Source organism: Frigoribacterium sp. PvP054 (assembly GCF_040547465.1).
GTDB lineage: Bacteria > Actinomycetota > Actinomycetes > Actinomycetales > Microbacteriaceae > Frigoribacterium.
Map to the genome: position 1 here is coordinate 290,826 of NZ_JBEPPU010000001.1, position 20,940 is coordinate 311,765.

General features: G+C 72.8%; 18 protein-coding genes. 7 read left to right on the forward strand and 11 right to left on the reverse strand.

Annotation, left to right across the window (positions count from 1 at the left end):
- Window positions 1–124 precede the first annotated feature (124 nt).
- Window positions 125–1,618, reverse strand: a complete 1,494-nt coding sequence (locus tag ABID81_RS01365) for a sensor histidine kinase (protein WP_354593047.1) — start codon at window positions 1,616–1,618, stop codon at window positions 125–127.
- A gap of 164 nt (window positions 1,619–1,782) precedes the next feature.
- On the opposite strand from ABID81_RS01365, the gene ABID81_RS01370 reads away from it, so the two are divergent.
- The gene (locus ABID81_RS01370) at window positions 1,783–2,349 is read left to right on the forward strand and encodes an Rv3235 family protein (protein WP_354593048.1); all 567 of its coding nucleotides are present in this window, start codon (window positions 1,783–1,785) and stop codon (window positions 2,347–2,349) included.
- A 64-nt stretch (window positions 2,350–2,413) separates the two neighbouring features.
- On the opposite strand, the gene secA is transcribed toward ABID81_RS01370, so the two are convergent.
- From secA to mtrA, 6 genes are all read right to left on the reverse strand, one after another.
- Entirely contained in the window at window positions 2,414–5,260 is a 2,847-nt protein-coding gene (gene secA, locus ABID81_RS01375; RefSeq protein ID WP_354593049.1) for a preprotein translocase subunit SecA, read from the reverse strand.
- A gap of 201 nt (window positions 5,261–5,461) precedes the next feature.
- Complete coding sequence (gene hpf, locus ABID81_RS01380) at window positions 5,462–6,166, reverse strand: ribosome hibernation-promoting factor, HPF/YfiA family (RefSeq protein WP_354593050.1); 705 nt, start codon at window positions 6,164–6,166, stop codon at window positions 5,462–5,464.
- Between the two features lie 171 nt (window positions 6,167–6,337).
- Window positions 6,338–7,096, reverse strand: a complete 759-nt coding sequence (locus tag ABID81_RS01385; protein WP_354593051.1) for a ComF family protein — start codon at window positions 7,094–7,096, stop codon at window positions 6,338–6,340.
- A 100-nt stretch (window positions 7,097–7,196) separates the two neighbouring features.
- On the reverse strand, window positions 7,197–8,897 hold the full coding sequence (locus tag ABID81_RS01390) for an LpqB family beta-propeller domain-containing protein (protein WP_354593052.1): 1,701 nt from the start codon (window positions 8,895–8,897) through the stop codon (window positions 7,197–7,199).
- Window positions 8,894–10,666, reverse strand: a complete 1,773-nt coding sequence (gene mtrB / locus ABID81_RS01395) for an MtrAB system histidine kinase MtrB (protein ID WP_354593053.1) — start codon at window positions 10,664–10,666, stop codon at window positions 8,894–8,896. Before mtrB ends, ABID81_RS01390 begins: the two co-directional genes overlap by 4 nt.
- Before the next feature lie 8 nt (window positions 10,667–10,674).
- Entirely contained in the window at window positions 10,675–11,355 is a 681-nt protein-coding gene (gene mtrA, locus ABID81_RS01400) for an MtrAB system response regulator MtrA (RefSeq protein ID WP_056257433.1), read from the reverse strand.
- A 149-nt stretch (window positions 11,356–11,504) separates the two neighbouring features.
- Here mtrA and ABID81_RS01405 point away from each other — a divergent pair, with 149 nt between their 5' ends.
- The 5 genes from ABID81_RS01405 to ABID81_RS01425 all read left to right on the forward strand — a co-directional run bounded on the left by ABID81_RS01405 (window position 11,505) and on the right by ABID81_RS01425 (window position 16,878).
- Entirely contained in the window at window positions 11,505–12,707 is a 1,203-nt protein-coding gene (locus ABID81_RS01405; protein WP_354593054.1) for a DUF7847 domain-containing protein, read from the forward strand.
- Entirely contained in the window at window positions 12,704–13,342 is a 639-nt protein-coding gene (locus ABID81_RS01410; protein WP_354593055.1) for a DUF4129 domain-containing protein, read from the forward strand. Before ABID81_RS01405 ends, ABID81_RS01410 begins: the two co-directional genes overlap by 4 nt.
- Window positions 13,339–14,544: a DUF4350 domain-containing protein gene (locus ABID81_RS01415; protein WP_354593056.1), complete on the forward strand. Its 1,206-nt coding sequence runs from the start codon at window positions 13,339–13,341 to the stop codon at window positions 14,542–14,544. Before ABID81_RS01410 ends, ABID81_RS01415 begins: the two co-directional genes overlap by 4 nt.
- Before the next feature lie 85 nt (window positions 14,545–14,629).
- Window positions 14,630–15,583 carry an AAA family ATPase gene (locus ABID81_RS01420; protein ID WP_354593057.1) on the forward strand — a complete coding sequence of 318 codons (954 nt, stop codon included), beginning with the start codon at window positions 14,630–14,632 and terminating at the stop codon, window positions 15,581–15,583.
- Between the two features lie 2 nt (window positions 15,584–15,585).
- Window positions 15,586–16,878, forward strand: a complete 1,293-nt coding sequence (locus ABID81_RS01425; RefSeq protein ID WP_354593058.1) for a DUF58 domain-containing protein — start codon at window positions 15,586–15,588, stop codon at window positions 16,876–16,878.
- A gap of 73 nt (window positions 16,879–16,951) precedes the next feature.
- On the opposite strand, the gene ABID81_RS01430 is transcribed toward ABID81_RS01425, so the two are convergent.
- On the reverse strand, window positions 16,952–17,947 hold the full coding sequence (locus ABID81_RS01430; protein ID WP_354593059.1) for a stage II sporulation protein M: 996 nt from the start codon (window positions 17,945–17,947) through the stop codon (window positions 16,952–16,954).
- A gap of 18 nt (window positions 17,948–17,965) precedes the next feature.
- Between ABID81_RS01430 and ABID81_RS01435 the strand changes: the two genes are divergently transcribed.
- Window positions 17,966–18,850, forward strand: a complete 885-nt coding sequence (locus ABID81_RS01435; protein WP_354593060.1) for an RDD family protein — start codon at window positions 17,966–17,968, stop codon at window positions 18,848–18,850.
- 4 nt (window positions 18,851–18,854) lie between these two features.
- On the opposite strand, the gene ABID81_RS01440 is transcribed toward ABID81_RS01435, so the two are convergent.
- The 3 genes from ABID81_RS01440 to ABID81_RS01450 form a co-directional block, all read right to left on the reverse strand.
- On the reverse strand, window positions 18,855–19,106 hold the full coding sequence (locus tag ABID81_RS01440; RefSeq protein WP_233568399.1) for a metal-sensitive transcriptional regulator: 252 nt from the start codon (window positions 19,104–19,106) through the stop codon (window positions 18,855–18,857).
- Window positions 19,107–19,265: 159 nt separating this feature from the next.
- A complete protein-coding gene (locus ABID81_RS01445) occupies window positions 19,266–20,687 on the reverse strand; it encodes a phosphomannomutase/phosphoglucomutase (protein ID WP_354593062.1) in 1,422 nt (473 codons plus the stop codon).
- Window positions 20,677–20,889 carry a DUF3499 family protein gene (locus ABID81_RS01450; protein ID WP_354593063.1) on the reverse strand — a complete coding sequence of 71 codons (213 nt, stop codon included), beginning with the start codon at window positions 20,887–20,889 and terminating at the stop codon, window positions 20,677–20,679. Before ABID81_RS01450 ends, ABID81_RS01445 begins: the two co-directional genes overlap by 11 nt.
- Window positions 20,890–20,940: the final 51 nt, after the last annotated feature.

Below are 20,940 nucleotides of genomic sequence, written 5' to 3' on the forward strand. Positions count from 1 at the left end.
ACCGACTCCGGTCGGTCGACGCCCGGCCCTCGTGGCCGACGTCGGAGCCCGGCACCTCGTCGCAGGTGCCGGGCTCCGTCGCGTCCGGGGCAGTCGTCGAGCAGCGGGCTTCTCGACGCTCCGATCAGGGTTGCGTCAGCCAGCGGAACGGGATCTCGATGGTGACCTCGGTGCCGTTGCCGACCAGCGTGTGCCAGTCGATCGTGCCGCCGAGCTCGCCCTGGATGAGCGTGCGGACGATCTGGGTGCCGAGGCCCGAGCCGACCTTGCCCTCTGGCAGCCCCACGCCGTTGTCGCGCACCTTGACGGTGAGCTCTTCGGCGCGACGGTCGGCGACGATCTCGACCTCGCCGTCGCGCCCGTCGAGCCCGTGCTCGACCGCGTTCGTGACGAGCTCGGTCAGCGCCAGCGCCAGCGGCGTCGCGTACTCGCTGGGCAGGGCGCCGAAGCTGCCCGTCATCGTGGGACGGACCGTGGTGTTGTGGCTCGACGCGACCTCGGCGATGAGCATGAGCACGCGGTCGAACACGGTGTCGAAGTCGACGTTCTGGCTGAGGCCCTCCGACAGCGTGTCGTGCACGACGGCGATCGACTGCACGCGTCGCATGGCCTGCGTCAACGCCTCGCGGGCGACGTCGGTGCGCGTCCGGCGGGCCTGGATGCGCAGCAGCGACGCGACCGTCTGCAGGTTGTTCTTCACCCGGTGGTGGATCTCGCGGATCGTCGCGTCCTTGGTGATCAACTCGCGCTCTTGGTGCCGCAGCTCGGTGACGTCACGACAGAGCACGATCGCCCCGACGCGCTCACCCCTGTCCCGCAGGGGGATGGCCCGTAGCGACACGGTGACCCCCCGGGCCTCGATGTCGGTGCGCCAGGGGGCCCTGCCCGTGACGACGAGGGGCAGCGACTCGTCGATGACGAGCTTGCCGGCGAGCAGCCCCGTGGTGACCTCGGCCAGCGACTCGCCCTCGAGCTCGCCGGCGAAGCCCATGCGGTTGAAGGCCGACAGGCCGTTGGGGCTCGCGAAGGTCACCATGCCGTCGACGTCGAGGCGCAGCAACCCGTCGGAGGCGCGGGGTGCGCCCCGTCGCGGACCCGTCGGCGCCCCGAGGTCGGGGAAGTCGCCGGCGGCGATCATCGCGAAGAGGTCGTTGGAACACTGGTTGAAGGTGAGCTCCTGGCGACTCGGGGTGCGGGCCTCGCTGAGGTTCGTGTGCCGCGTGATGATCGCGATCGGGGCGTCGGTGACGTCGGGCCGGCTGGCCCCGAGACGCCGCAGCACGGGGACCGCACGGACGCGCGTGGGCGTCTCTTCGTACCAGTCGGGCGCTGCCGAGTCGACGATGCGCGTCGTCGTGAACGCCTGCTCGATCTGGTCCCGCCACTCGGGGCGCACCTCCTGCCCGACGAAGTCACGGTAGAACAGCGTGGCCGAACTGGACGGCCGGGCGTGGGCCACCGCGACGAAGCTGCCGGTCTGCGTGGGGACCCAGAGCACGATGTCGGCGAAGGCGAGGTCGGCGAGCAGTTGCCAGTCCCCCACCAGCAGGTGCAGCCACTCGACGTCCACCTCGCTCGAGAGGCCCTGGGCGAGAACGAGATCACTGAGCGTCGACACCCGATCAGTCTAGGTCGACGCCCGGAGCCGTGACGTCCGCGGGCCTCGTGCAGGCGCGGCGCCCGGACGGGTTCTCCACAGACCGTCGAGTCGGTCTGGTTTCGCCATCTCACATGTCATATCTTCGGAACGTGCCCGGATGACCGTGAACAGGAAGACTGCCGATGCCCTCGAACCACCAGGCCCTCGCCCTCGCCGAGCCCGCCGTCGAGCCCCGCGTCCCCGAGGCCCCGCCTCGGCCGCACCTCCGGCCCGTGCCTCCCCTCGTGAGCCCGCGTCGAGGCTCCGACCGCGACGACGACGCCGCTCTCGTCACCGCTGACGGGCCGTCCGACGACCACGCCCTCGACCCGGGTCGCCCGGCGGCCAAGGCGTCGACCACCTCGCCGTTCCCGGACGACCCGGCCCTGCTCGTCGAGAACCTGGTGCGGTGCGTCGTCGAGATCCTCGCCGGCGCACGAGACCTCGACCAGGTGTCGCGCTGGGTCACCGAAGACGTCTACCGGACCCTGCACACCCGCGTCGTCCTGGCGGCCCGTGCCCGTTCGGCCCACGGCACCCGGGTGCAGCGTCCGGCCTTCACCACCGGCGGCGTCCGGCTCAGCTCGCCGGTCGACGGCGTCGTCGAGGCCGTCGTCGTCCTGCACGGACGAGCCCGCAGCCGAGCGGTCGCCGTGCGCCTCGAGACCTACGACCGCCGCTGGCGGGCGACCGCTGTCCACGTGCTCTGACACACGACGACGCGCCCCCGACCGGTGCCGGAAGCGCGTCGTCGTGTGGGCGGTGCGGGGTGGGTCAGCGGCCCTTCTTGCCCGACGCGCGCCGCTCGGCGCGGTTGACCGGGCTGGCGCCGCCACCGGTCTTCTGCCCGAAGGCACCGACGGTGCCCTCGTCGGCGTCACGGGCGGCGGGGCCTCCGGAGGCGCGTGCCGCCGCGATCTCGGGCGACGTCGACCGCTCGGCCTCGTCCTGGGCCTTCTGGGCCTTCGCGGTCGCACCCTTCTCGAGCTGGCCGCGCTGGTTGCGGACCTCGACCTCACCGTCGATGTTCGGGGCGGAGTAGGCGAGCTGCGCCGGCGGCTGCTTCTCGGCCTCGAGGCCCTTGGCCGCGATGACCGGTGCCTCGGCGGCGTCGACCTGACCCTGCACCTCGACCTCGAGGTTGAAGAGGAACCCGACGGTCTCTTCGCGGATCTGGCCCATCATGCTCTGGAAGAGCGCGTAGCCCTCTCGCTGGTACTCGACCAGCGGGTCGCGCTGGGCCATCGCCCGGAGGCCGATGCCGTCCTTCAGGTAGTCCATCTCGTAGAGGTGGTCGCGCCAGCGGCGGTCGATGACCGAGAGCACCACGCGTCGCTCGAGCTCGCGCATCGCGGACTCACCGAGGGCCTCGGTGCGTGCCTCGTAGGCCACCTTGGCGTCGGAGAGGATCTCTTGGCCGAGGAAGGCCCGCGTGGCCTTGCCCTTCGAGCCGGCCTCGGTGATGACCTCGTCGATGGTGATCGAGATCGGGTAGAGGGTGCCGAGCTCGGTCCAGAGCGCGTCGAGGTCCCAGTCGTCGGGGCTGCCGTCGCCCGTGTGCTGGTCGATGACCTCGTTGACGACGTCCTCGAGGAACTTCTGGCTGCGGTCCTTCAGGTCGTCGCCCTCGAGGATGTGCCGTCGGTCGCCGTAGATGGCCTCGCGCTGGCGGTTCAGGACGTCGTCGTACTTGAGGACGTTCTTGCGGATCTCGGCGTTGCGCGACTCGACCTGCGACTGCGCCGAGCGGATGGCCCGCCCGACGATCTTGTTCTCGATCGCGAGGTCGTCGGGGACGTTGCCGCGCCCCATCAGCGACTCGGCGGCTCCCGAGTTGAACAGGCGCATCAGGTCGTCGGTGAGCGACAGGTAGAACCGGCTCTCGCCCGGGTCGCCCTGGCGACCGGAGCGCCCACGCAGCTGGTTGTCGATGCGGCGGGACTCGTGGCGTTCGGTGCCCAGCACGTAGAGGCCACCCGCCTCGACGACCTTGTCGGCCTCTTCTTGGACCGCGGCCTTCTTGGCGGCGAAGACGTCGTCCCAGGCGGCCTCGTACTCGTCGGGGGTGTCGACCGGGCTGAGCCCCTTGGCGTTCATCTCGGCGACGGCCAGGAACTCGGCGTTGCCGCCGAGCATGATGTCGGTCCCGCGACCGGCCATGTTGGTGGCCACCGTCACGGCACCGGCACGACCGGCCTGTGCCACGATCGCGGCCTCTCGCGCGTGGTTCTTGGCGTTCAGCACCTCGTGCTTGACGCCCTTCTTGGCGAGCAGACGGGAGAGGTACTCGCTCTTCTCGACGCTCGTGGTGCCGACGAGGACCGGCTGGCCCTTCTCGTGCCGCTCGACGATGTCTTCGACGACCTGGTCGAACTTGCTCGTCTCGTTCTTGTAGACGAGGTCGGTCTGGTCGATGCGCTGCATGGGACGGTTGGTCGGGATGGGCACGACACCGAGCTTGTAGGTGCTCATGAACTCGGCGGCCTCGGTCTCGGCGGTACCGGTCATGCCCGACAGCTTCTTGTAGAGGCGGAAGTAGTTCTGCAACGTGACCGTCGCGAGGGTCTGGTTCTCGGCCTTGACCGACACCCCCTCTTTCGCCTCGATGGCCTGGTGGATGCCCTCGTTGTAGCGGCGACCGCTCAGGATGCGGCCGGTGTGCTCGTCGACGATCAGCACCTCGCCGTTGATGACGACGTAGTCCTTGTCGCGCTTGAAGAGCGAGTCGGCCTTGATGGCGTTGTTCAGGAACGAGATCAGCGGGGTGTTCGCCGACTCGTAGAGGTTGTCGATGCCGAGGTAGTCCTCGACCTTCTCGATGCCGGGCTCGAGGACGCCCACCGTGCGCTTCTTCTCGTCGACCTCGTAGTCCGTGCCCGGCACGAGGCGACGGGCGATGGTCGCGAACTCGGTGAACCAGCGGTTGGCCTCGCCGGACGAGGGCCCCGAGATGATCAGCGGGGTGCGGGCCTCGTCGATGAGGATCGAGTCGACCTCGTCGACGATCGCGAAGAAGTGGCCGCGTTGCACCATGTCCTGGGCCTGCCAGGCCATGTTGTCGCGCAGGTAGTCGAAGCCGAACTCGTTGTTCGTGCCGTAGGTGATGTCGGCGGCGTACATCTCACGGCGCTCGGCCGGCGTCTGACCCGACAGGATGCACCCGGTCGTCATGCCCAGGGCGCGGAAGACGCGACCCATGAGCTCGGACTGGTAGCTCGCCAGGAAGTCGTTGACCGTGATGACGTGCACGCCGCGGGAGGCGATGGCGTTGAGGTACGCCGCCGTGGTCGCGACGAGGGTCTTGCCCTCACCGGTCTTCATCTCGGCGATGTTGCCGAGGTGCAGGGCGGCACCACCCATGAGCTGCACGTCGAAGTGGCGCAGGCCGAGGGTGCGCTTCGACGCCTCGCGCACCGCGGCGAAGGCCTCGGGCAGCAGGTCGTCGAGCGACTCGCCCGACGCGTAGCGCTCGCGCAGTTCGACCGTCTCGTTGCGCAGCTCGTCGTCGGTCAGGGTCGTGAAGTCGTCCTCGAGCTCGTTGACCGCCTTGGCGTAGGCCTTCAGCTTGCGCAGCGTGCGGCCCTCGCCGACGCGGAGGACCTTCTCGAGGACGTTGGCCACTGGTGTGCTCCCATGTGTTCGGTCGAACCCGCGGAACGCTCCGCGGTCTCGCTGAGGTGATCCGCATCGGAGCACCGAGATGTCGAAGGTCCGTCCTGGACCGGCCCACGATCTTAGCAAGCGTAGTGGCCGACCCCCTGGGAGGCGGCAGGGACGTGCCCTGCGCCTCCCGGGGTGTCGGCCACCGAGGACCTCGAGGCGTCAGCCCGCGAGCCCCGCCCGCAGCGCCGTCGCCGCCTCTTGCAGTTCGGGGGCGTCCTGGTCGAGCCCGATCACGCCGTAGTCCCAGCCCTTGCGGCGGTAGACGACGCTCGGCCGTTCGGTCTCGGCGTCGATGAAGAGGTAGAAGTCGTGGCCGACGAGCTCCATGTAGTAGAGCGCGTCGTCGACCGTCATGGGCGTCGAGGCGAAGACTTTCGTGCGGATGACCACGGGGCAGTAGTCGTCCTCGAACTCGTCGGAGGGGGCCTCGTCGCCCACCACCGGCACCGCGCCGGTCCGCACCAGGTCGAGGGTCTCGGCGGCGGCCGGCGTGACGCCGACCCCGCTGAAGTCGGCCGTCGACGCCTCTCGCAACGACGTCGGCCGGTGTTGCCCGCGATGGATCTTCTGCCGGTCCTTGGCTCGCCGCACCCGTTCGAGGAGGCGCCCGATCGCCAGGTCGAAGGCCGCGTACTTGTCGCCGGCCGTGGACTCGGCCCGCACGAGGGGGCCGGGGCCGATCAAGGTCAGCTCGACCCGGTCGTCGCCCGCCTGGCCGCCGGACTTCTCGTGGTGCCGCGAGACCTTGACCTCGAGTGCCAGCGCCTTGGTGGCGAGGGCGGCGACCTTGTCGGCCTTCTCGGTGGCGTACTCGCGGAACCGATCGGTGATGCCGACGTTTCGACCCGTGACGGAAATTTCCATGACGACCTCCTGTGGCTATCGACGTGCCGCCTGTCAGCCAGGCGGATGTCCTTTCACGCCTTTCGCCCCACCGTAGCCACCCGGACACCTCCCTGTCACGCACCGTCCACCCGGGCGCGGCGGATCGACAGGTGCGGCACGACCTCGGACACCCCGGCCCCGGCGCACCCGTCACGGCGTCGACCCCGACCACGACGGGGTCGACGCCAGGCACGCCGCACCGACCACCACCGCACCGCGGGCCCGCAGGGCACGGCACGCCTCGGTGAGGGTGCCGCCCGTCGTCACGACGTCGTCGACCAGCACGACGCGCGACCCCGACAGGTCCCGCGTGCAGCGCAGGCTGCCCTCGCGGGCGCGCAGCCGCTGCTGCCGGTCGCGACCCTTCTGACCTCCGCCCGCCGACGCCGTCGGCACGAGCACCCGACCCCCGACCACGAGGCCGAGCCGCCGCAGGACGAGCTCGACCGGGTCGTAACCCCGCCGCCGTCGGCCCCGGCGCGACGGAGGGACGGGGACGACCAGCAGCGAGAGGCCCGACCGAGCATCGGCGCACGCCCCGGCCCCGGCCCCGGCCTCGGCCTCGGCGATCCGGGCACAGCGCTCGAGGGCCGCGCCAAGGGCCGGGGCGAGCGCCTCGGCGAGGCGGACGCGCCCGCCGTTCTTGAAGGCCAGCACGACGCCCCGCACCTCGAACGCGTAGACCAGCCCGGCGAAGACGGGCAGCCCGTCGGGCAGGTCGACCCGCGTGACCTCGGGGACGAGACGGCGACGGCAGTCGCCGCAGAGCGCGACGTCGGGCGACCGGCACCCCGCGCACGACACGGGCGAGACGACCGAGAGCGCCTCGCGCGCGGCCTGCCGGAGGGCACCACGCCAGGCGCCGCTCTGGCGGCGGCGGCGGGGGCGGGAGACGGACGACGGAGGCACCCGGACAGCGTGACCCGCGAGGAGCACCCGCGCCGCACCTCCTCGTCCGGCTGGGGACGGGAGCACGGCCGGGCCGCCTGGGGAGCACCCGGCGCGGCCCTCAGCGCTGGGTCGCCAGCAGGTCGGCCGTGAGCCCGGTCGCCTGCCAGCTGCTGCCGCGGGGTTCGAGGACGTCGCCGTCGGCGCTCAGGACCAGCAACCGCTCGAGGCCGTTGCCGCCGACGACGGCCACTGCCTCGCTCGGCGGGCGTCCGGCGCTCGACGAGTCGCCGCCGACCTCGGACGTGGTCACGCGCGAGGACTCCCCCACGGTGGTGAGCACGGCCACGGTGAGCTGGTCGGCCCAGGTCGCGTCGACCGGGGCGCCGTCGGGCGCGGACAGCTCGAGGGGCGGGCCCAGGCGGATCGGGACGCCGTCGGAGTCGCGGACGACGGCGGCCACGAGGAGGCGCGACGCACCCTGGTCGTCGAGCAGCAGCAGGGCACGGGTGCCGTCGCGCGAGACGCGGAAGGTGGTCACGCGCGGACCCGTCGGCAGCGACGTCGCCACCGGGTGGGTCGTGCCGTCGGTCGAGTACGCCGTGAGGCTCGACGGGTCGTCGGCGACGAGGGACCAGACGAAGCCGCCGCCGTCGAGCGAGGGGGCCACGAGACCGGCCCGACCGTCGACCAGGCGCGCACCGCCCGAGGCCGTGACGGCGTACGTACCGGACGCCGTGCCCACGGCGGCGGTGGTCTGGTCGGAGGACAGTTCGACCGACCGGGGGCGCAGGGCCTCGACGGCCGTCGAGAGCCCGGGTAGTTGACTCGTGGCACTCGCCGTGGCGAATCCCAGCACCCCGTCGGCCAGCACGAGGGGCCGGGCGTCGACGGCGGGGTCGCGGACGGGCACGGGCTGCTGCATCGCCGGGACCGACAGCGGCGCCCCCTCGACGCTCAGCTCGACGGCGGTCACGGTCGCCAACGTCGAGAAGCTCGCCAGCAGTTGTGCCTGCATGCGGGCGCGGGCGTCGGGCGTCGCCTCGAGGGCGTCGGCGGTGAGGTCGACCCTGGCCGTGCCGTCGTCGACGGTGATGGCCGTCAGCGACAGCTGCGTGCCCTCGGGGAAGGCCGAGACGACGGCGCCCTGCAGCCAGTCGGAGGGGCCGTCGAGCAGTGCCGTGGCGAGGCGGGTGCTGGTCGAGGACCGGGCGAGGAACCAGCGCTCGTCGGGCACGAGGTAGGTGAAGGTCGGGTCGTAGAAGTACGCGGCGTGCGCCCGGAAGACCGAGTCGAAGGTGGCCGGCGAGAGGACGATGCCGTCCGGGGCGTCGCTGATGCGCCATTCGTCCCCCTCTTTCACGAACGAGAACGCCAGGGTCGTCGTCGACGACGAGGTGGCCGGGGTGTAGTGCCCCGCCGAGTCGACCGTCGCCGAGCCCACGAAGGCGTAGTCGAGCGTCGTCTCGCCGACCCGCGAGGTGGACCCCACGCCCGGGCGGATGGTCACGCTCGCCCGGGGCTCCCACTCGTCGGCGAAGCCCGTGCTGAGGAACTCCCTGGCGACGCCGTAGTTGTCCTGCGAGCCCGTGCCCGCCGAGAGGAAGTCGCGCAGCAGTCGCTCCTGCGAGCTGCCGGCGACCGGGCCGTTGGGTCGGAACACGAAGTCGCTCACGACGTCGTCGCTCACGGTGTCGCCCTGCTGCACCTGCCCGCCGTCGGGGATGCCGACGCAACCGGTCAGCACGGCGAGGGCGGCCACGAGGGTCGCGAGGGCGGCCGATGCCCGGCCCGCCCGCCCCGCCGGTCGACGCCCGGTCATCGGAGCCCCTCGTCGGAGCCGTTCGTCGGCGCCGTCGGCACGGCGGACGTCTCGTGGGCGGGGACCTGGCCCGTCCAGGGTTCACCGGTCACCGGCACGGTCGTCTCGCCCCGGCGGTCCGGGGGCACCACGGGCAGGGGGGACCCGTCGATGCGGCCGCCCGCCACCCGGGGCAGGGTCACGACGAAGCGGCTGCCCGACCCCGGCTCGGACCACACCTCGAGCCGTCCGCCGTGCAGGGCCGCGTCCTCGAGGCTGATGGCGAGCCCGAGGCCCGTCCCCCCGATCGTGCGTCGGCGCGAGGGGTCGGCCCGCCAGAACCGGTCGAACACCCGCGACGCGTCGTCGGGACTCATCCCGACGCCGTGGTCGCGCACCGCGACCGCGACCGCCGATGCGTCGCTGTCGACCTCGACCTCGATGGGCCGCCCCTCGCCGTGCTCGATCGCGTTGCCGAGCAGGTTGCGCAGGATGCGACGCAGTCGGCGGGGGTCGACCTCGGCCTCGAAGTACCCGCCCCTCGCGACGACCGACACGACGCTGCCGGACTCGGCCGCCAGCGGGCCGAACTCGTCGACGCCGTCCTCGACGAGCCGCACCACCGTGACCGGCTCGGTCTCGAGCTCGACGGCCCCGGCGTCGAACCGCGAGATCTCGAGGAGGTCGGCCAGCAACAGCTCGAACCGGTCGACCTGGGTGTGCAACAGCTCGGCCGTCCGGGCGGCCGACGGGGTGAACGACGTGCGCTGGTCGTACAGCACGTCGCCGGCCAACCGGATGGTGGTCAGCGGCGTGCGGAGCTCGTGCGAGACGTCGCTCACGAACCGTTGCTGGACGCGCGAGAGCTCGGCCAACTGCGAGATCTGACGCTGCATGGCGTCGGCCATGCCGTTGAACGACCGCCCGAGCGTGGCCACGACGTCCTGCCCCTTCTCGGGGATGCGCTCCTCGAGGTGACCGGCCGCGATCTTCTGGCTCGTCTCGGCCGCGGTGCGGATCGGCCCGACGACGAGACGGACCACCAGGTACGTGATCGCGCCGATCAGCAGCACGAGCGCGAGCGACCCGATGCCGAGCGTCCGCTGCATCAGGTCGAGGGTGGCCTGCGCGTCGCTGAGGTCGTAGACGAGGTAGAGCTCGTACTGGCCTGCGGTGGGCACCTGCAGGGTCGACCCGACCGCGATGCCCGGTGATCCGCCGCCCTGCGACGTGGGGGGCAGCGACACCGACTGCATCGACAGGCGTCCGTCGTCCGTCGCCACGGCCTCGCGGAGCGCCGGCGAGATCACCGAGTCGGGGAAGTCGGGGCTGGCGATGTTCTGGATCGTCTGGGGGCTGTTCTGCCCCGGGGTGCGGAGGATGGCGATGCTCGTCCCGCCGGGGCTCGAGGTCGAGCCGAGGATGGCGGTCTGCGCCTCGTTCTGCAGCGCGTCGAGCTCGACCTGGTTGGCGTCCTCGGTCGCGGTCGCCGAGTCGAAGATGTTCTGGGCCAACAGCGTGGCGCGGACGCTCTCGGCCTCGACCTGCTCGCGGCGCTGGTCGTACAGGCTCGTCCCGATGGTGACCGAGATGAGCGTGCCGATGATCGTCACGGCCACGGTCGAGAGCACCACGGTGAGCGCCACCGTGCGGAACGACAGGGACGAGCGCCAGAAGCGGACCACCCTCGTCGGCCAGGTGCGCCACGCCGGCGGCCACCAGGTGGACGCCGCGCCCCGTCGCCGGGCCGGCCCCGGTCCGGGCCCCTGCGTCGCGGACACGAGCGTCACCCGCCGGGCTACGAACCCGCGCCGGCGCGGTAGCCCACGCCGCGCACGGTGGTGACGATGCGCGGAGCGTCGGGATCGTGCTCGACCTTGGCCCGCAGCCGCTGGACGTGGACGTTCACGAGACGCGTGTCGGCCTTGTAGTGGTAGCCCCAGACCTGCTCGAGCAGCATCTCGCGCGTGAAGACCTGCTGCGGTTTCGACGCCAGCGCGAGCAGCAGCTCGAACTCGAGCGGGGTGAGGGCGATCGGCGTGTCGCCCCGGCGCACCTCGTGGGCGGCGACGTCGAGACGCAGGTCGCCGACGGTGAGCACGTCGTTCGTGGGCTCGGTGGCGGGGCGCAACCGGGTGCGGATGCGGGCGACCAGCTCTTTCGGGTTGAAGGGCTTGACCACGTAGTCGTCCGCGCCGCTCTCGAGCCCGCGGACGACGTCGGCCGTGTCGCCCTTGGCCGTCAGCATGATGATCGGCACCCCGCTCTCGGCGCGGATGAGCCGGCACACCTCGATGCCGTCGAGGCCCGGCAGCATGAGGTCGAGCAGCACCAGGTCGGGCGTGGCCTCGTGGAACGCCTCGAGGGCGCCGCTGCCGTCGCCGCAGAAGTGGGGGTCGAACTCGTCGGCGCGAAGGACGATGCCGATCATCTCGGCGAGCGCCGGGTCGTCGTCGACCACGAGGATGCGCGGGTTCATGTTCTCCGTCGGGGCTGGGCCGCTCGGGAGGCGGCACGTCAGGACAGATTAGTGCAGGAGGCGCGCATCGGCTGGCAGCGCTGCGTCCGGTGTGGAAACATGAACACACTCGTGAGGACGACCTCACGGGCAGGACGACCAGGGGGACCATGAGCGATCCGAACGCCTGGAGCACGCCCGGAGGCGACGCGTCGCCGCCGCGCTGGGGTGAGCGGGTCGACCCGTCGACCGCCGGTCCGGTGCCCACGCCGACGCCGCCCGTCGGGGGCCACCTGCCGGCCCCCGGCTGGACTCCCCCGCCGAAGCCGGGGCTCGTGCCGTTGCGTCCCCTGACCTTCGGCGAGATCCTCGGCGCCTCGTTCCAGGTCTTCCGCCGCAATCCCCGGACGACCTTCGGGACGGCCCTGCTGTCGCAGGTCGTCCTGCTGGTGGTGACCGTGCTCGTCACCGGTGGCAGCGCCTTCCTCGCCTTCGGCCGGGTCGAGCAGGCCCTGCCCCGCGACCGCGACGCGGTCCTCGCCGGGGCCGTCGCGATCGTGGCCGCCTCGGCCCTCGTGCCGATCGCCCTCCAGGTGATCGTCACGGCGCTGTTGCAGGGCCTCTTCGTGCTCGAGACGGCGCGTCAGACGCTCGGCGAGAAGCTGCGGCTCGGGGGGCTCTGGGCCCTGGCGAAGGGCCGCCTCGGCACCCTCGTCGGCTGGTCCGCCCTGTTGACCGCCGCCTACGTCGTGGCGCTGGCTCTCGTCGCCGGGGTCGTCGTGGTCGGCGTCGCCGTCGGCACGGGGCCGAGCATCGGCATCGGCATCGGCGTCGGGGTCCTGCTGGGCCTCGGCCTCCTCGTCCTCGGGGTGTGGGTGACCGTGAAGACCAGCCTGGTGCCGAGCGCCATCGTCCTCGAGCGGATGGGGCTGGGCGCGGCGGTGAGGCGCTCGTGGTCGCTGACCCGCACCTCCTTCTGGCGGACCTTCGGCGTGATCGCCCTCGTGTTCCTGATGGTGCAGATCGCCTCCCAGGTCGTCGCGACGCCGTTCTCGGTGCTCTTCAGCGTCCTGACCGGCACCCTCGCCCCCACCGGAGACGTGACCGACCCGACCTTCGTCGCGTTGACGGCGGGCACCTACGCGGTGACCCTCGGCATCACGGCGGTCATCGGTGCCATCGGCTCGGTGCTGCAGGCGGCGTCGGCCGGGCTCGTCTACGTCGACCGCCGCATCCGGACCGAGGGGCTCGACCTCGAGCTGGTGCGGTACGTCGAACGGGGCGGGCGGGCCGTCGACGGGCAGCCGGACCCCTTCCGCACCCCCGACGCCCCGATCGTCCCGACGACACCGCCGGGAGCACCGCGCTGGTGACCGGGCTGCCCTTCGCCGCCGGGCCGCCGCTGACACCCGACGCCGACGACGCGCGACGCGACGTCCTCCGTGAGCTCACGAAGCCCGAGTACGTGGCCGCGCAGCCGTCGTGGCTCGACCGGGCCGCGCAGGCGTTCTGGGACTGGCTCGGCTCGATCCGGTTCGGCGGCACCGAGGGGGCCCCGGCCGTCGCCCTGATCGTCCTGCTCGCGGTCGTCGTGGTGGTCGTCGTCGTCGTGCTGCTCGTCTACGGGGTGCCCCGGCTGAACCGCCGGTCGACCCGCGCCCCGGTCCTCTTCGGCGACGACGACGCCCGCGACAGCGAGGCGATGCGCACGGCCGCCCGCGCCGCGGCCGCCCGGGGCGACCTGACTCTGGCCGTGGCCGAGGCGTTCCGGGCCATCGCCCGCGGGCTCGACGAACGCGGCGACGTCGCGGTCTCGCCCGGCACGACGGCGAACGACGTGGCGCGACGGGCCGGTGACGTGTTTCCCGACCTGCGGGGCGGGTTCGCCGAGGCCGCGGCGGCCTTCGACGGCGTTCGCTACCTCGACCGGCCGGGCACCGACGACGCCTACCGGGCCGTCGCCGACCTCGACCGCCGCGTCACGGCCTCTCGGTGGGTCGACGCGTGACCACCACGGCACGCGACGGTGCGACCGGCATGGTGACGACGCCGACCCTCGGGGCCACGCTGCGCCGCGCCCGGTTCTGGCTCGCGCTCGCCCTCGTGCTGGCGCTCGGGGTGGCGGCCGCCCTCGTCGTCGGCTCGGGTTCGGGCGAGGGACGCCCCCTCGGGCCCGCGAACGCCGCCCCCGGCGGGGCGAAGGCGCTCGTCGAGGTGCTGGGCGCCCAGGGCGTCGACGTGACCGTGACGACGCGCTTCGACGCGACGACGGACCGGCTCGCCGGCGGGGACGGCACGGACGGTTCCGGCGGCGGCACGGTGGTCGTGGACGACGCCGACGGGTTCCTCGTCGCCGAGCAGTGGCGACGACTCGCCTCCGAGGCCTCCCACCTCGTCCTGCTCGCGCCCGGGCCCGCGGCGCTCGAGAGCCTCGGGGTCGACGTCCGAGCCACCGCCGAGGTGACCGACGCCGTGGCGTCCCCCTCGTGCGCGCTGCCCGCGTTGCGCCAGGCGTCCCGCGTCGACGTCACGGGCGTGGCGTACGACTCCGACCTCCCCGGAGCGGTCCGCTGCCTGCCGAGCGACGACGGCCACGGCCTCGTCGAGGTCGAGGACGGCGGCACCCGGGTGACGGTCGTGGGGGCGACCGGCGCCCTGAGCAACGGCTCGATCTCGTCGGACGACGACGCGGCCTTCGCCCTCGCCCTGCTGGGCGAGTCCTCCGAGCTGACCTGGTACCTGCCCTCGGCCGACGACCTGCCCGAGGGCTCCGGGACGCTGGCCACGCTCACCCCCTCGTGGGTCACCCCGTCCCTGGTCGTGTTGCTGCTCGCCGGCGTCGCGGCCATGGTGTGGCGGGGTCGACGACTCGGCGCCCTCGTCGTCGAACGGCTGCCGGTGACCGTGAGGGCGTCCGAGACCACCGAGGGCCGGGCCCGGCTGTACGAGCGGTCGGGGCACCGCGGTCACGCCCTCGACCAGCTGCGCATCGGGACGCTGGGTCGTCTCGCCCGGGTGACCGGCCTGTCGACGACCGCCTCGGTCGACGAGGTGGTCGCGCGCGTGGCCGTGCTGACGGCTGCCGACCCACGGGGCCTCCGCCACGTCCTCGTCGACGCCGATCCGGTCGACGACCGAGAGCTGGTGGCGCTCAGCGACAGCCTGCTCGACCTCGAGCGCGCGGTGCACCGGGCGGTGGCTCCGTCGTGACCCGCCCCGCGCCTCCCGTGTCCGCCTCGGGCGTCCCCGCCTCCCTCGTCCCCGCACCGATCCCCCTCACGGAGAAGACCACCAGATGAGCTCAGAACTTCAGCAGACCTTCGCCCGCGTGCGCACCGAGGTGGGCAAGGCGGTCGTCGCCCAGGACGGTGCCGTCACGGGCCTGATCGTGACCCTGCTGGCACAGGGGCACGCCCTGCTCGAAGGTGTCCCCGGGGTCGCCAAGACCCTGCTCGTCCGTGCGCTCAGCCACTCGTTGTCGCTCGAGACGGCCCGGGTCCAGTTCACCCCCGACCTGATGCCCGGCGACATCACCGGGTCGCTCGTGTACGACGCGAAGTCGGGTGAGTTCGAGTTCCGGGCGGGCCCGGTCTTCACGAACGTCCTGCTCGCCGACGAGATCAACCGCACGCCCCCCAAGACCCAGTCCGCCCTGCTCGAGGCGATGGAGGAGCGCCAGGTCTCGGTCGACGGCGTCAGCCGCCCCCTGCCGACGCCGTTCCTCGTCGCCGCGACCATGAACCCCGTCGAGTACGAGGGCACCTACACGCTGCCCGAGGCCCAGCTCGACCGCTTCCTGATGAAGCTCACGCTCGACCTGCCGCCGCGGGACGCCGAGGTCGAGGTGCTCGGGCGGCACGCCGCGGGATTCTCGCCCCGCGACCTGCGGGCCGCGGGGGTCACCGCCGTGCTCGGCCCCGACGACCTGGCCCGCGCCCAGGCCGAGGTGGCCCGGGTCGGCGCCTCCCCCGACGTGCTGGCCTACATGGTCGACCTGGCTCGCGCCACGCGGGAGAGCCCGTCGGTCAAGATCGGCGTCAGCCCCCGCGGGTCGACGGCCCTGCTCGCGGCCTCGAAGGCGTGGGCCTGGCTGACCGGCTTCGACCACGTCACCCCCGACCACGTGCAGGCCATGGCGCTGCCCGTCCTCCGACACCGCCTCCAGCTGCGTCCCGAGGCCGAACTCGAGGGCGTCGACGCCGACGGCATCGTCCGCTCGGTGCTGCAGCAGGTCCGGGTGCCGCTCTAGCCATGGCGATCACCGGGTGGTTCGTCGCGCTCGTCGCGTTGGGGGTCGTGCCCGTCGTCGCGACGGGCAGCGGTTGGGCGATCGTCGGGTGGCTGGGGGTCGTCGTCGCCCTGACGGTCGTCGACGTGGCCCTCGCGGCGTCCCCGCGGTCTCTCTCGCTGCGCCGTGACCTGCCCGGTGCCATGCGCCTGGGCGAGAGCGCGCCGGCTCGGCTGGTGGTCGTGAACGAGGGCCGACGGACCCTCCGCGGCCTGCTGCGTGACGCGTGGCCGCCCTCGGCCGGCGCCACGCCGACCCGTCACCGGGTGACGCTGCGACCGGGCAGGGCGACGACCGTCACGGTCTCGCTGACCCCGTTCCGCCGGGGCGAGCGCCGGGCCGGCGGGGTGACCGTCCGGACGATCGGGCCGCTCCGGCTCGCCGGGCGCCAGGCGACGCACGACGTGCCGGGGGCGGTGCGCGTCCTGCCCCGCTTCTCGTCACGGAAGCACCTGCCGTCGCGGCTGGCGCGCCTCCGTGAGCTCGACGGGCGCACGAGCGTCATGATCCGAGGCCAGGGCACCGAGTTCGACAGCCTGCGCGAGTACGTGCGTGGCGACGACGTCCGCTCCATCGACTGGCGGGCGACCGCCCGCCGCGACGGCCTCGTCGTCCGCACCTGGCGACCCGAGCGCGACCGCCGCGTCGTCGTCGTGGTCGACACCGGGCGCACCTCGGCGGCCCGCATCGACGACGAGCCCCGGCTCGACACGGCGTTCGAGTCCGCCCTGCTGCTCGGGGCCCTCGCGTCACGGGCCGGTGACCGCGTCGACGTGGTCCTCTTCGACCGGCGCGTCCGTGGTCGGGTGCAGGGCACGACCGGGCCGGCCCTGCTGTCGTCGATGGTCGAGACCATGGCCCCCGTCGAGCCCGAGCTCGTCGAGACCGACTGGGCCGCGGTGCCCGCCCTGGTCCGCTCGGTGACCTCGCGACGGGCGTTGGTCGTCCTCGCCACGACGGTCGACAGTCCGGGCGCCTCGCGCTCACTGCTCGCGGCCGTCCCCCAGCTGACGCGCCAGCACCTCGTGGTCGTCGCGTCGGTGACCGACCCCGCCCTCGACGAGACGGTGCTGCGCCGGGGCGACCGCGCCGAGGTCTACCGGGCCGCGGCAGCCGAGAGGGCACGCCTTGACCAGGCTCGCGTCGCGGCGGCCCTCCGCCAGGTCGGTGCCGACGTCGTCACCGGGGCACCGGCCGACCTCCCGCCGGCCCTCGCCGACCGGTACCTGGCGCTGAAGGCGGCCGGCCGGCTCTGACCCCGCCCCGACGGTGGGGCGACGGGAGGCGGCCGACCGGCTCCGACCCCGCCCGGCGGTGCGGACGACCGGGTCAGTCGGCGACGAGCTGGGTCGCCCCGGCCTCGAACTCGTCGAGGTCGCCGGTCTGACCGGCCCGGTGCGCCCGGCCGCCGAGCACCCACTGGTAGGCCAGGAAGCCGAGCAGGGCCACCGTGCCGATGCCGATCTTGACCGGCCAGGGCCAGGCCTGACGGGTCACGAACCCCTCGATGACCCCCGAGACCAGCAACGAGAGCACGAGGCCGACGGCGATGGTCACGAGCGCCCGGCCGTCCTGCGCGAGCGCCTGGCCGCGGGTGCGGGCACCGGGTGCCACCCACGACCAGAAGATCATCAGGCCGGCGGCCCCGGCGACGAAGATGCTGTACAGCTCGAGCTGGCCGTGGGGCGCGATGTAGAGGAAGAACTGGTCGAGTCGCCCCTGGTCGGCCATCAGCCCGGCCGAGATGCCGACGTTCATCGCGTTGCTGAGGATCGCGTACGGCACCCACACCCCCGTGATGCCGAACGCCACGCACTGGGCCGCGATGTAGGCGTTGTTGGTCCACACCTGGCCCGTGAACGAGGTGGACGCGCTCTCGGAGTAGTACTGCACGAAGTCCTGCTCGGCGAACTGACGACGGAACTCCTCGCTGCCGAACGACGCGAGCAGGGCCGGCGTGTTCGCCGCCCAGACGGCGAACACCGCGGCGACGACGACCGTCACGAGCGTCAGGACGAGCGACAACCAGCGCACCCGGTAGAGCGCGGCGGGCAGTTGCGCGACGAAGAAGGCGGGCAGTTGGGCGAACAGGTCGCGACCGGCGCCCGTGAACCTCAGCCTGGCCCTCGACAGCGACATCGACAGGCGGTCGGCGGGCACCGAGTCGCCGGTGGCGGTCTTGAGCGCGGACAGCTGCCCCGCCCCCGACTGGTAGAGGCGCACGAGTTCGTCGGCCTCGGGTCCGCTCAGGCGACGCCGTCGGGCCAGACGGTCGAGCTCGGCCCAGTCGTGACCGTGGGCGGCGGCGTAGGCGTCGATGTCCATTCTGCTTAGATGATAGGCATGTCGCGCACGAAGGCACGAGGCGCCTCCCCGGTGGCGTTGCGCCCCGACCAGGTCGAGGCGTTCACGGCGGGCGGCGACGAACTCGTCACGGGCGAGGCGGTCGCCCTCGACCTCCGCCCGACGAGCTTCGTGCTGCGGGCCGCGGGCGTGCTGATCGACTACCTCGCCTACGCCCTGCTGCTGGTGGGCGCGCTGGTGCTCGTCTCCCTGCTCAACGAGGCCGGGGTGCTCGACGACGCGATCTCCCAGGCGTTCCTGGTGGCGTCGATCGCCGTCTGCTTCATCGTGGTGCCGACCGTCGTCGAGACCGCGAGCCACGGGCGGTCCCTCGGCAAGCTCGCCGTGGGTGCCCGCATCGTCCGCACCGACGGAGGCGCGATCGGCCTGCGTCACGCCCTGACCCGCGCGCTGGTGGGGTTGCTCGAGATCGTCTTCACGAGCGGCGGCCTGGCCGTCGTGGTCGCGCTGCTGAACGGCTCGTCCCGGCGCCTCGGCGACCTCATGGCCGGCACGTACAGCCGCAACGAGCGCGTGCCGAGGGCGACGCACGTGGTCTACGGGGTCCCCGCACACCTGCAGGGGTGGGCCCGGGTCGCCGACGTCGCGCGCCTCCCGGACGGGCTCGCCCGCCGCATCGCGTCGTTCCTGCAGCAGGCCCCCCAGCTCTCGCCGGCCAGCCGTCGTCGCGTCGCCGACGAGCTGGCGGCCGAGGCGGTCCCCTACGTCTCGCCCGTGCCGCCCGGCGACGCGGAGTTCCTGCTCGCGGGCGTCTCGGCGCTGCGTCGGCAGCGCGAGGCCGCGGCGCTGGCCCGCGAGGCGGCGCTGCTCGCGCGTCTCACGCCGGCCCTCACCGAGACCGTGCCGGGGTTCCCCCGCCGCTAGTGCGTCACGACCGGACGAGCCGAGCGATGGCCGCCGACGCCTCGCGCACCTTGGCGTCCGCGACGTCGCCGCCCTCCCGGGCGGCCTGGGCGACGCAGTGGGCGAGGTGGTCCTCGAGCAGCTGCAGGGCCACGGTCTCGAGGGCGCGGGTCGCGGCGCTGACCTGGGTCAGCACGTCGATGCAGTAGGTGTCGTCCTCGACCATGCGTTGGATGCCCCGCACCTGGCCCTCGGCCCGGCGCAGCCGCTTGACGATCTGTTCCTTGTCGCCGCTGTAGCCGACGTGCGCCGCCGACGTCCGCTCACCGTGCTGCGCCACCCGCGCCTCCTGACCGTGTCGTGACCTCGGGCCAGGATACCCCGTGGGGGTACGCTCCCCGACGCGGCCACGGGCCGCGACGAGGAGCGCCCCGGGTCAACCCCGGATCAGGCCCAGCACGTGGTCGCGGACGCGCTCCATGCCGGCGGGCGTCGCCGCCTCGGCGTTGAGGCGCAGCAACGGCTCGGTGTTCGAGGGGCGCACGTTGAACCACCAGAACCCGTCGTCGGACGAGCCGCTCACCGTCAGGCCGTCGAGCTCGTCGAACTCGCCGACGCCCGTGTAGGCCTCGACGATGCGGGCGTAGGCCGCCGGGACGTCGGTGACCGTCGAGTTGATCTCACCACTGGCGGCGTAGGGCGTGTACCGGTCGGTCAGGGTCGACAGCGGCTCGGACTGCGAGCCGAACTCGGCCAGGACGTGCATCGCCGCCAGCATGCCGTTGTCGGCGCTCCAGAAGTCGCGGAAGTAGTAGTGGGCCGAGTGCTCGCCGCCGAAGATCGCCCCGGTCGCGCGCATCTCGTCCTTGATGAGCGAGTGGCCGACGCGCGTGCGCACCGGCGTGGCCCCCGCGGCCTGGATGGCCTCTGGCACGGCACGCGAGGTGATGAGGTTGTGGATCACCGCGATCTCGGCGTCGGGTTCGGCCGCCCGGACGCGGGCGATCTCGCGCACCGCGACGATGGCGGCCACGGCCGACGGCGTGACGGCGTCGCCCTTCTCGTCGACGACGAAGCACCGGTCGGCGTCGCCGTCGAAGGCGAGCCCGAGGTCGGCGCCGTGCTCGAGGACGGCCTTCTGCAGGTCGACGAGGTTCGCCGGGTCGAGCGGGTTGGCCTCGTGGTTCGGGAACGTGCCGTCGAGCTCGAAGTAGAGCGGGACGATCTCGATCGGCAGCTTCGGCAGGCCCGCGGCCTCGCCGAGCACGGCGGGGACGGTCAGGCCGCCCATGCCGTTGCCCGCGTCGACGACGATCTTGATCGGTCGGATGCCCGACAGGTCGACGAGGCCGCGCAGGTACGCCGCGTAGTCGGGCAGGGCGTCGTGCTCGCGCACGGCGCCGGGCTCGTCGACGGCCTCGATGCCGTCGGCCAGGAACGAGGAGGCGCGGTCACGGATCGAGGACAGCCCCGTGTCGAGGCTGATGCCCTGGGCACCGGCTCGGCTCATCTTGATGCCGTTGTAGGTGGCCGGGTTGTGGCTGGCGGTGAACATGGCGGCGGGAGCGTCGAGCGAGCCGGAGGCGAAGTACGACTCGTCGGTCGAGCACAGGCCGAGGGCGACGACGTTCGCGCCGCGGGCGCGGGCGCCGCGCGCGAAGGCGGCGGCGAAGCCCGGCGACGAGTCGCGCATGTCGTGGCCGACGACGAGGTCGCGGCCGGCGGCGTCGATCTCGTCGGCGAAGGCCGCACCGAAGGCCTCGATCACGGTCTCGGTCAACTGGCTGCCGACGAGCCCGCGGACGTCGTAGGTCTTGACGAAGGCGGTCAGGTCGACGGGGTCGTTCTCAGTGGTCATGGCCCAAAACTACCTGGCGCAGCACCTGCCATCCCTGAGGCACCGAGAGCGAGGCCGCGTGTCGGGCGCAGAGGTCGTACCCGTGGGGCTCCACCCGGCCGCTGAGCGGACCCACGACGACCATCGAGTCGGCGTACACGTAGGTCAGCGTCGCGACGGCCTCGTCGTGGCACGTCACCTTGCTGCAGGGTCGTCCGTTCATCTGCCCGCCAGACTACCGCGACGTCCCCGGGGGCCGACCCGCGCCTCCTCG